The 11,797-nt window shown below is 43.7% G+C and carries 10 protein-coding genes; 9 read left to right on the forward strand and 1 reads right to left on the reverse strand.

Features of this window, described 5'->3' with window-relative positions:
- Window positions 1-187 precede the first annotated feature (187 nt).
- The 5 genes from RFK25_RS03095 to RFK25_RS03115 all read left to right on the forward strand — a co-directional run bounded on the left by RFK25_RS03095 (window position 188) and on the right by RFK25_RS03115 (window position 5,702).
- Window positions 188-709: a GNAT family N-acetyltransferase gene (locus tag RFK25_RS03095; protein WP_332411438.1), complete on the forward strand. Its 522-nt coding sequence runs from the start codon at window positions 188-190 to the stop codon at window positions 707-709.
- Between the two features lies 1 nt (window position 710).
- Window positions 711-3,110: a phenylalanine--tRNA ligase subunit beta gene (gene pheT / locus RFK25_RS03100; RefSeq protein ID WP_332411422.1), complete on the forward strand. Its 2,400-nt coding sequence runs from the start codon at window positions 711-713 to the stop codon at window positions 3,108-3,110.
- Window positions 3,111-3,428: 318 nt separating this feature from the next.
- Window positions 3,429-3,695 (forward strand): DUF2087 domain-containing protein, encoded by a 267-nt coding sequence (locus RFK25_RS03105; RefSeq protein WP_172028588.1) that lies wholly within the window; start codon window positions 3,429-3,431, stop codon window positions 3,693-3,695.
- 217 nt (window positions 3,696-3,912) lie between these two features.
- Complete coding sequence (locus RFK25_RS03110; RefSeq protein ID WP_332411423.1) at window positions 3,913-4,806, forward strand: DUF975 family protein; 894 nt, start codon at window positions 3,913-3,915, stop codon at window positions 4,804-4,806.
- Between the two features lie 62 nt (window positions 4,807-4,868).
- Entirely contained in the window at window positions 4,869-5,702 is an 834-nt protein-coding gene (locus RFK25_RS03115) for a DUF975 family protein (protein WP_332411424.1), read from the forward strand.
- A gap of 17 nt (window positions 5,703-5,719) precedes the next feature.
- On the opposite strand, the gene RFK25_RS03120 is transcribed toward RFK25_RS03115, so the two are convergent.
- On the reverse strand, window positions 5,720-6,595 hold the full coding sequence (locus RFK25_RS03120; RefSeq protein ID WP_332411425.1) for a CPBP family intramembrane glutamic endopeptidase: 876 nt from the start codon (window positions 6,593-6,595) through the stop codon (window positions 5,720-5,722).
- Window positions 6,596-6,708: 113 nt separating this feature from the next.
- Between RFK25_RS03120 and RFK25_RS03125 the strand changes: the two genes are divergently transcribed.
- The 4 genes from RFK25_RS03125 to RFK25_RS11745 form a co-directional block, all read left to right on the forward strand.
- The gene (locus RFK25_RS03125) at window positions 6,709-7,320 is read left to right on the forward strand and encodes a DUF3885 domain-containing protein (RefSeq protein ID WP_332411426.1); all 612 of its coding nucleotides are present in this window, start codon (window positions 6,709-6,711) and stop codon (window positions 7,318-7,320) included.
- 57 nt (window positions 7,321-7,377) lie between these two features.
- Window positions 7,378-10,614 (forward strand): helicase-related protein, encoded by a 3,237-nt coding sequence (locus tag RFK25_RS03130; RefSeq protein WP_332411428.1) that lies wholly within the window; start codon window positions 7,378-7,380, stop codon window positions 10,612-10,614.
- A 1-nt stretch (window position 10,615) separates the two neighbouring features.
- Window positions 10,616-11,326 (forward strand): DUF4391 domain-containing protein, encoded by a 711-nt coding sequence (locus RFK25_RS03135; RefSeq protein ID WP_332411430.1) that lies wholly within the window; start codon window positions 10,616-10,618, stop codon window positions 11,324-11,326.
- Between the two features lie 286 nt (window positions 11,327-11,612).
- On the forward strand, window positions 11,613-11,797 hold a 185-nt coding region (locus tag RFK25_RS11745; protein ID WP_443035547.1), incomplete at its 3' end, for a putative holin-like toxin.

An 11,797-nucleotide genomic window follows, 5' to 3' on the forward strand; every position in this document is an offset into this window, starting at 1 on the left:
GCTGGAGTAGGTGAACGGAAATCGCTATTGAGCGACTTTCCTAGCTACCTTACGACGGTTTTCAAGCAAAAAATATCGTTTTGCTTGAAATACTAGTAATCCGATAAAGTTAGTAGATTGTTGATTGAGAGAAAAGGTGGCCGCTCTAGCAGTTTACTTAACCCAGTTAGAAATGAGAGGCAATGAGATGCAGATAGATTCGATACGTTTAGAAGAGGTTTCCGTTTTGCAGGAGTTGGCCAAGCAGACCTTTGCTGAAACCTTTGCCCATGATAATGATCCAGAGGAGCTGGAGGCTTTCTTTGAGGAGGCTTATTCCGTGGAGGTCTTGACGAGTGAGTTATCGGATCCCAATTGCCAGCACTATTTTCTAAGAGTAGATAATCAGATAGCTGGTTATCTTAAGCTTAACAAAGGTCCTGCCCAGACGGAGCAGGAGTTGAAAAATGCCTTTGAGATCCAGCGTATCTATCTCTTGCAGGCTTTTCAAGGTCGCGGTCTTGGGAAGGTCTTGTTTGAATTTGCTTTGGAAAAAGCAGAGCAGTCTAGTTGTGACTGGGTCTGGCTGGGAGTTTGGGAACATAATTACAAGGCTCAGAAATTCTATTCCAAATACGGATTTGAAAAATTTGGCCAGCATGAATTTGCGGTCGGTGATAAGATTGATGTGGATTGGCTACTGAAACGGCCTTTGCACCAGAAAGGATAATATGTTAGTAAGTTATAAATGGTTAAAAGAACTGGTTGACTTTGAAGCGACAAGTCATGACTTGTCTGAAAAAATGTCAACAACAGGAATTGAAGTAGAAGGGGTTGAGCAAAAGAGTGCTGGCCTTTCTAATTTGGTTGTCGGGCAGGTTGTGTCTGCTGAGCCAATTCCAGATACCCACCTCAATATCTGTCAGGTCAATGTGGGTGAGGAAATCACGCAAATCGTTTGCGGTGCTCCAAATGTCAAGCCAGGCATCAAGGTGATCGTTGCTCTGCCAGGAGCTCGTATCGCTGGCAACTACAAGATTAAGAAAGGCAAAATCCGCGGAGTTGAGTCTTTGGGTATGCTCTGCTCATTGAGCGAAATCGGCGTGTCCGACTCAGTTGTACCAAAAGTCTATGCGGACGGTATCTACCACCTGCCAGAAGATGCAGTCGTGGGTGAGCCAGTCTTTTCATACCTTGACCTCGACGACGAGATTATTGAGTTGTCCATTACACCAAACCGTGCCGACGCCCTCTCTATGCGTGGTGTGGCTCACGAAGTGGCAGCTATCTATGATAGCAAGGTCAACTTTAAGCCTGTAGCCTTGGATGAAAGCGACAAGAAGGCCAGCGATGTGATTGAAGTGGCCATTGAGTCAGAAAAGGTGACTGCCTACACGGCCCGTGTCATTGAAAATGTGACTATCGAACCAAGTCCACAGTGGTTGCAAAACCTGCTCATGAACGCAGGTATCCGCCCGCTCAACAACGTGGTGGACATCACCAACTACATCTTGCTCTACTTCGGTCAGCCAATGCACGCCTTTGACTTTGACAAGTTTGACGGTAAGAAAATCGTAGCTCGTCAGGCAAAAGAGGGTGAGAACTTGGTAACTCTTGACGGCGAAGAACGTGACTTGATTAGTGATGACATCGTTATTTCCGTTGGGGACAAGGCAGTTGCCCTCGGTGGTGTCATGGGCGGTGCCAACACAGAGATTGACAACAACTCTCAGACGGTTGTGCTGGAAGCGGCCCTCTTTGACGGCAAGTCTATCCGCAAGACCTCGGGTCGCCTCAACCTTCGCTCAGAGTCCTCTTCTCGCTTTGAAAAAGGCATCAACGTAGCGACCTTGACAGAGGCTATGAATACAGCGGCTGCTATGATTGCGGAACTGGCTGGCGGTCAGGTCTTGTCTGGTATCGTTTCTGCGGGCAGCGTGGATACTTCGGATGTCCCAGTCACAGCAACCATTGATTACGTTAACCGCTCGCTCGGGACCAACCTCGACTTTGCCCAAATCGCAGACATTTTCCGTCGTTTAGGTATGGAAATAACTGGCGATGCAAGTCAGTTTACAGTCGCAGTACCACGTCGTCGTTGGGACATTCGCATTCCAGCAGACTTGGTAGAGGAAATCGCTCGTATCTATGGTTACAATAATCTGCCGACCACTCTTCCCAAAGAGGATGGAACAGCAGGTGAGTTGACCCTGACCCAGAACATCCGTCGCCAAGTGCGTAGCCTGGCAGAAGGTGCAGGCCTGACAGAAATCATTTCCTATGCCTTGACAACGCCTGACAAGGCTGTGGAGTTTGCGGCTCGTCCAACCACTGTGACTGAACTCATGTGGCCAATGACCGTTGACCGCTCTGCCCTTCGTCAGAACATGGTGTCTGGTATGCTAGAAACGGTAGCCTACAACGTGGCTCGTAAGAACAAGAACTTGGCCCTCTATGAAATCGGTAAAATCTTTGAACAGTCTGGCAATCCAAAAGAGGACCTGCCACAAGAAATCAATAAGTTTTCCCTTGTCTTGACTGGCTTGGTGGCTGAGAAAGACTTCCAGACACCAGCTGTGCCAGTTGATTTCTTCCATGCCAAAGGGATTTTGGAAGCTATCTTTGGTCATTACAAGTTGGCAGTTGACTTTGTAGCAACCAGTGAGATTGCTGCCTTGCACCCAGGTCGGACAGCTGAAATCCATTTGAATGGGGCTGTGATCGGCTTTGTCGGTCAGGTACATCCTCAAACGGCTAAGGACTACGGTATTCCTGAAACCTATGTGGCTGAAATCAATCTGGATGCGATTGAAGAAGCCCTCCAGCCTGCTCAGCCATTTACCGAAATCTCTAAATTCCCAGCAGTTAGCCGTGATATTGCCCTGCTTTTGAGCAGCGATGTCAAGCATCAGGATGTCTTGGATGCCATTGCTGGTGCGGGCGTGAAACGCTTGACTAAGGTGACCCTCTTTGATGTCTATGCGGGCAGCAATATTGAGTCTGGTAAGAAATCTATGGCTTATAACCTGACCTTCCAAAATCCTGCGGACAGCCTGACGGATGAGGAAGTGGCGAAGTATATGGAGAAAATCAGTAAGTCGCTCGAAGCACTTGGTGCTGAAATTCGTTAAACTTTAGTCTTCCATTTTATCTTTTATTACTTAGACGTATGAGGAAACTCCGTTTCCTTATCTCCAACTTCAAATAATTTCAGATTATTTGAACTCGCTTTGCCGTACTCTGCAGCTGTGACTTGCTATCGCAAGTAATATTTCCAGACTTGCACAGGCAGTTGGTCTGTGCAAGCTGTCTGCAGCTTTTGATGCGAATTTTATTCGCTCTATTTCCGACCTCCAAAGGTTTCCCAAACCTTTGGAGCTAGTACAAAAGAAAACTGAAAGACTATACTACTAAATCCTATCCTGCGGGCTAGGATTTTTGGGGGAAGTATGAACACTCAAGATATTCAAGAAAAATTTTTCCGAGATGGAAAGTTGCTTGTCATTCCGAAAAAATTAAAAAGTAAGCAGGTCTTGTTTGCCTACTTGCAGGAGGAATTGGCTAAGAAGGGCTCAACATTTACAGAAAAAGATGTCAATGCCTTTCTAGCTGAGATCTATGATGATTATGCTATTTTAAGACGCTACTTGGTAGATTATGGCTACCTATCGCGTGACCAGTATGGATTAGAATACAGAATAGAAGAACAGAACTGATGTCATCGAGTAGAGAAAGGATGGTAATCTGATTTTATCAAATCCTAGTCTGCAGACTAGGATTTTTTGCAATTTTTTTATAGAATTTATAGAAATTTCTTGTACAAAATAGTATAATATATACAATTGAGAGCTGGTTTATCAATAGTAGGTATCAACTCAAGGAGATTTTTCCTTGATGGTCTTAGACCCGAAGGCTAAACGAAAGGGGTAATCTATGCTAAATAGTGATATTCGTGCGAAAGCAAGAGATATTAGAAGTACAACAGATGGGATGATTTTCTTGTTTATGCCCCCCATTTTGATTTCTTTTCTCTCTACTCTGGTTACATCTTACTTGAAGCTTGCTTATGGCTGGGCTGGTATCCCTATTTTTAACAAAACGGTTGAGGAATTTGGCAGTGTTCGTAGCTTTCAAATCCACCTATCTCCACCAAGCATATTTTTAAATCTGGCTATAGAATGTCTGATAATCACCGCGTGTTTTCAGCTCATACGAGTCGTTCGAAAAGATGGTTGCCGTTTGACTTTCATGGATTGTTTTAACCGACTGGATGAGAAGAATATCTTCCCGCTGGTTTTAACGGTTGTCATTCGAAGAGCCTTGCTCTTTGTGTGCAGTCTACCGATTTTGATTGGAACCAGTCTTATCAGCTGGTACTTGGTAGAAAAAGGAGTTCTTTTTACAATCTATATGGGCTTGTTGCCCGATTTGAGCGACTTCTTTTTCTCTAGTAATGTGCAGTTAGGACTTGTCATGCTCATCATAGGGGGCTTAGTGACCGGTTTTCTTGGCTATGGTTTTAGCCTAGTCGAATTTCTACTCTATGACCATGTGGAAATTGGGACCTATTCCTCACCTTTGGTCTTATTCAGACAGAGTTGGCAATTGATGAAAGGAAATAGATGGCGTTTGTTTCTGCTAGACCTGTCTTTCCTGGGCTGGTTTATCGGTATTTTCATGACTTTGGGATTGCTAGCTTTCCATGTTTATCCATATTATTGGACCTGTAGGGTCTTGTTTTATGAGGACTTGAAGGCAAAAAATCCTCTTGTCTTTAAAAGTCTTTTCTCAGAAAGCAATCGGTTTATGTCATCGTCGGTAGTTTAGCTTTTACTTTAGTGGAGCGAATGGTTGAGTTAACAAGTAGAGAGTTGAGAGGAGGGATGATTATGTGGATGAAGGAGAAGATGGCAGAAGCTACCCTGATCCGTGAGGCAACCCAGGGCATGACGGCCGCCTTTTCGCCTGTAGTTGTATTGTCTATTTGTCATCTTGTAGGGGGCTTACTTGCTGCTCTAAGAGGCTTTCTTCTGCTTAGGCAGGATAGCAGTCTGGTTGTAGAACGTTTGGTAGCCCATCTCTCTCTGGCCCTGGTCACTAGCTCGATATTGAATGCTATCATACACATTCTCTTTGGTCTAGCAAGCCTTCAGCTCATGTCCTTTCTCAAAGGAGAAGTGGATAAGCTTAATGTAAAGGGCAGTCTGTTCCTTCCCAGAAAGGAGTGGACAAAACCAGTCTTAATCACCCTGATTTTCCATTACTTGATTGATTTTCTAGCGGGGTTACCGCTGGGCATAGGTATTGGCCATCTCATCGCCGGCTTGGTTTTGCATAGTTTGATGATTTTATCACCTGGGGCAATGGCAGAGCTGGCACTTTATCATCCAAGCCAACTCTTACAGACAGGCTTCATTCTTCTGGTCCTTGGAAGTCTAATCTATTTCTTTATCCATTATCGATTCTCCCAGACCGTATTTGTTTTATATGACCAACTAGCAGAGGACCGCTACCATCAGCCTAGAGCTGTTTTTCAAGAAAGTCAGCTATTGATGAAGGGAGCTTATTGGAAAGCTTTCTGTTTGGACTTGGCATTTTTTGTCTGGTTTATCAGTGAATGCCTGACCCTCAACCTTCTATCTTTTTATGTCAGACCTTACTATCAAATCAGCAGAGCTATTTTTTATCAGGATTTAAAAGAAAGACTGTCAGCTAGTGAATAGCCGACAGTCTTTCTTCATTATTGAGCTGTATTTTTCTTTTTAAAGTAGAGGTCGTAAACCAACCAGGCGATGACAAGACCTTGGACGATGAGGCTGATAACGGATCCTTCCACACCGAAAGCACCGCCTGACAACCAGTCTGGGCCAGAGGTTTCTACTGCGATAAAGGCCTGCCCAGCCTGTGTTCCGCTCACTGGAAAGGCAAAGACATTTCCTTGGAAGCAGTTCCATGCAGCGTGGATACCACTGATGACCCAGAGATTGCCTGTTTTCAACATGACCAGACAGGCCAGAATGGCAAATAATGTCAAGTCTAAGAGAGGAATGAGGGAGATGGCATTATTTCCCAAGTGGAGAAAGGTGAAGAGGAGGGAGGAAACCAGAATACCGACAGGGATATTGTGCTTGGCAGCTAGGGATGAAAACATCCAGCCCCGTGTGAGCAATTCTTCTGTTGTTCCTTGAACGGACCAGGCTAGGACCAAGACTAGAAATTCACCCAGAAAGGCTGGTGAAATGTGAAAGCTAGTAAATTGCACAGCCCCAAATCCCCACATAAGCAAGACACAGGCAGTCAACATAGCGGCTCCAAGTCCCCAACCCAGTAGGAAGTCTTTTAGGGCTCCTTTTTTTGTCATCCCAAGCCCAAGCCAAGGACTTTTTTCAACAAATCTTGCCCAGAGGATAACAGCGAGGCTGATAAAGGCAAAGGAAAATAATTCCAAACTTAGTGATACAAATGGGTCATAGATGTAGTTGAAAAATAAGGTCATTATGACTATATAGCCGATAATTTCCGCTAGAATCATCAAGATAATGCCCACGATAGGCGATAGGATAAAATTGAGGTTAAAGCGTGATTTGGCTTTTTCTGAAATGAATGCTGTTTTCATATTTTTCTCCTAGTTTGTGTTTAGTACTAGTCTATCATATTTTCCTATGGAAAACTAGACAGAATTTTGATAAGCGTGATATAATGATACAAAAGTATAGAAGGAGATACATCATGCATTTACAGGATTGGCTTTCAGATTTTCAATTTGGAGAACACCAATTGGTAGGTCCATTTTTCTATGCAACCCCGCTCGCTTTGAAATTTGAAGTTGGTCCTGCAGAGGAGGCTGAAACCCTTCCTAAGAAAGTTTATCTGGACCGAGCTTATGCGCGTGCGGTAGAGCTTTTGGAGCGGGCTAGTTCAGGATACGACTATGTGGTTCTCTCCCTTCTTCAAGAGGAAGAAAGGGATATAGCCAGCTACCTCTGGCATTTTACATCGAAATTTAACTTTAACAAGTGTCCTGAGCCTGAGCTGATAGAAGTGGAGGACTGGACGGGAGAAGTGCTGGTCTATGAACGCTATCTTTTCCCAGCCGCTGACCAAGATTTGAAAGCTCTCTTGCGGGAGATTATCAAGGCTGATCATGGTGGCTTTAACTACCTTTCATCTTCTGTATTCTTCCTATCCAGTAAGGAAAAAGTCATTTATCATTGCTATGACGATAGGGGAGTGGATATCGCGTTGGTGGATGATGACAAGCGTCGCCAGCTTTTTACGGACTGCCATGACCTGCTTTTTGACTATGATATGGAGGAGATGGTGAGGAGGATGGAGAACTAGAAATCCTTAACCAAAGGTGATATACTACATCTGGGATGAACATTTGAAGGAGATTTTATGGAAATTGATAACCGACTGGTGCTCCTAGGGGATCAGTTAAAAGAACATTTAGGAAAAGGCAGTAAAGTTAAGATGGCTGCAGCAACTTTTTCCATGTTTGCTTATCAGTCTTTAAAAGAAGAGCTTGAGCAAATTGAAGAGCTACAATTTATTTTTACCAGCCCAACCTTCACGACCAACGAAGTCGCCAAAGAATACCGCGAATATACTATACCCAAGAAACAGCGAGAATCATCTATATTTGGAGCTGAGTACGAGCTCAAATTGATGAACGAGCTGACCCAAAAATCGCTTGCCAGAGAGTGTGCCGACTGGGTACGTCGAAAGGCTCAGTTTAAGTCTATCAATGTCCATGAAGAAATTGACAACGGCATTCGGATTGACAACGGTCAAATCATCGCAGTAGACAAGCTGAAAAACTTTGACCGTAAGGAACTGGGTTATGAAAATTCACTTTTTAAGTCCAGTCGCAATCTCTACACAGAGCCACAAAGCCTGACCTATCTGCGAAACTTTGAAGATTACTGGGAAAATGATGAATATTTCCGTGATGTGACCGAGGAAGTTTTAGAAAATCTGACCCTGGCCCATAAGGAACATTCGCCAGAATTCCTCTACTATGTCATGCTTTATAATATCTTTAGTGAATTTTTGGAAGACGTTAATCAGGACCAACTACCAAATGAACATGTTCAGTATAAGGAAACCAAGATTTGGAATCTCTTGTATGATTTTCAAAAGGATGCCGTCAAGTCGCTGATTTCAAAATTGGAACGATACAACGGCTGTATCTTGGCGGACTCGGTCGGACTAGGAAAGACCTTTACAGCTCTTGCAGTCATGACCTACTATGCCTATCGAGGCAAACGGATCTTGGTTCTTTGTCCCAAAAAGTTGGAGCACAACTGGAATATGTACCGTCACGACTATGTCAACAATCCCATTTACGACCGCTATCTTCAGTATGATATCCTCTACCATACAGACCTCAGCCGTGATAAGGGAACATCAAATGGCATTGATTTGGCGCTCAACCGCTGGGACACCTATGATTTGGTTGTCATTGATGAATCACACAATTTTAGAAATGGTGGATCATCTGATGCCGAGATTGAAGAAGGTCGTGAAAATCGCTATTCCCGCTTGATGAATCGGATTATCAAAAGCGGTGTACCGACAAAAGTCCTCATGCTGTCTGCAACCCCTGTCAATAATCGCTTTAATGATTTGAAAAATCAAATTGCCCTAGCCTATGAAGGCGATGCGGCACAATTTGATGCCAAATTAGATACCAAATCCTCCATCAATGATATCTTCCGTATGGCACAGGCTGCTTATAATCAATGGGCAGAGCTACCAGCAGAATCACGGACGACAGCAGCTTTACTAGATAGACTTGATTTTGATTTCTTCAAAGTCCTTGATAGCGTGACCATTGCACGAAGCCGTAAGCATATCCGACAATTTTATGATAGAAATGCGATTGGTGATTTTCCAGAACGACTGGCCCCTAAAAACTTCTATCCAGACTTGACGGTCAATCGAACAGACATTACTTACGAACGGATTTATTCTCTATTGGATCAGCTACAACTGACCATTTATCAGCCAAGTCTTTTCATTCATCCCTCAAAACGTTCCCGCTATGAAAAAGCGGAAGGGCAAGGCTTGACCCAGCTTGGACGGGAAACGGGTATTAAGAAACTGATGATGATCAACCTCTTGAAACGTTTGGAAAGTTCTATTGAGGCCTTTCGCTATACCTTGATTGACGTGGTCAAGGCTTATGTAGACAAAACAATTCTGAGCATAGATGAGTTTGAAGTTGCAGGTGGTGAGGGAAGTGTTCAGTTGCAAGAGTTGGCTGAAGATGATTTTGATGTCGAAGATAGCAACACGGATTTCTTCGTTGGAAAGAAATTCCCTATCAAGCTGGCTGATATGGACTACCTATCTTGGAAGAGGGATTTACAGGCTGACCAAACAGTGTTGAGAGAATTAGAAGACCTGGTCAATTTAATCACCCCACAGGAAGATCAGAAATTACAGACCTTGTTTAACTTGATTGATGACAAATTGGCACAGCCAATCAATCCAGATAACAAGAAAGTGATTATCTTCTCAGCCTTTGCGACGACAACAGACTATCTTTATAAAAATATTAGCCATTATCTCTTGGATAAGTATGGACTTCACACAGCCCAGATTTCAGGGACAAAAGGCTTTTCGACCACTTTGCCACTCAAAAATAAGGACTTGAACACCCTTCTGACCTATTTTTCACCGAGATCCAAGCAGAAGGACTTGCTTTATCCTGATGATCATCGAGAAATTGATGTCTTGATTGCGACAGATGTTATTTCAGAAGGTCAAAACCTGCAAGATGCTGATACCATGATTAACTATGACATTCACTGGAATCCTGTCCGTATTGTCCAGCGCTTTGGACGGGTAGATCGTATTGGTAGTCAGAACAAGTACATCCAGCTGGTCAATTTTTGGCCCAACATTGCTTTGGATACTTATATCGATCTCAAGGCGCGTGTGGAATCCAGAATGAAAATCTCTGTACTGACTTCAACGGCTGATGACAATGTCTTGACCAACGAGGAAATAGAGGACAATAATTATCGGAAGAAACAGCTCGAACGCCTCCAGACAGAGGTCGTTGATTTGGAAGATATGAATGAGGGGATTTCCATTATGGATCTAGGTTTGGAAGACTACCGTATGGACCTGCTCAGCTATTTAGCCAAACACCCAGAGTTAGAAGCTATGCCTAAAGGTCTTCAAGCAGTGGTGCAGGCAGGGCAAGGTCAACCAGCTGGAGCCATCTTCCTCTTGAAGAATATTGCCCACCAGACCCATCTCAGTAAGAAAAATCGTCTTCATCCCTACTATCTGGTTTATATCAGTGGCCAGGGAGAAACGGTCTACTCCATTGCAGATACCAAGGCATTGCTGGAACATTTACGCATGATTACCAAGGGCAAAAATCAGCCTGAGAAAGATTTGGTGGCAACCTACAATCGTGCCACTGATGATGGCGCCAAAATGGAGCATTACTCCGACCTCTTGCAAAGAAGTCTTGAAAATCTCGTGGAGAGCGATGAGGAGACCTTCAATGAGTCCCTCTTCACGTCAGATACCATTGACTTTATGGATAGCGGGGTGGACGGAAGTGATGATTTTGAACTAATGGCCTTCTTTGCCGTTTTGAAAGGAGAAGACTAAGATGCCGTTTTTACCATCTACTCAGATTCCAAGACCCAAAGTCCTCTACAAGCCTTATCAAAAAGGCAACAAGGACTTTCTAGATAATTTTGGTCTGTCTACAGCTGAGAAGCAGCTCCTACGGCAACAAATCGGCCAGATTACCGCTACCCATCAACTAGATGCCAAGACCCTCCCCATTCCAGCGGGCAAGACCATTCAGCAAATCATCGTCCTTCGGATTGACCTCTTGAGTCAGCAACTAGACCCGCACTTACTAGCAGAGCTGGACACTTATCTGGGATTTTACACTCTCTTTCATCTGGTATTTCCAGATGGGACTAGCCAGTATTTGATTCATTTTAAGGAAAAGCTGGCGCAATCGAGAGAGGGACGGAATTTTAAGATTGTTCGTCACTTTCAAACAGACAAACCTCTGGCATTGACCTACCAAGAAAGGGACTTGGACCAGTTTTATGAAAACTTGGTCAAACAAGCGGGGGAAGAAGAACTGGTCGGGGGCGGAGCTTCTATCAAAGACCAGATTGAGCAGACGGAACGCTTAGCAGCAATGGAAAAGCAAGCAGCCCAGCTCAAGAAAAAGATGTTTGCCGAAAAAGCCATGCGCAAACAAATGGAACTTCGAAAGGCCTACAAGGCCCTAGAAGAAGAAATCCAACAGTTGAGAACCGGCATTCACAGTTCAGCACCTTCATCTAAGGCTAGTTTTTAAGCTACTCATCGTTAGTTTTTTTCAAAATACAGCCAGTATTTCTTCAAAAAACTGCCTTGATTAACAAAAAACTATTACTTATATGAAAGTACTTCACAAGTGAATACAGGTTCAAAAAAATCCACAGTAAATTTCTGTGGACGATATGGTATAATAGAACAGTAGAAAAGTGCTCCTGTATCCATGAATGGATGTAGGAGAAAGACGGTGGTTACTTTCTAAGTGAGAGGACGGTGATGCCTATGTGCAATTCATCAAAATCTGACGGAAAGGGGGTAACAATCTTTTGACAGCGTTTGAAGTGGTACAAACTTTATTGAGTTTTGGTGGTTTCACCATCGCCTTGATAGGGTTGTGCTATAAAATCTTCAAAGATGACAAAAACATACTAAGATTAGTAGTGAAGAAATCTCCGACGGGAGAGAGTACTCACTACTTTTTTCATTCTCAAGATGATAAAGTAGAGGTGTC

This window comes from Streptococcus sp. SS-4456 (genome assembly GCF_036680365.1).
GTDB lineage: Bacteria > Bacillota > Bacilli > Lactobacillales > Streptococcaceae > Streptococcus.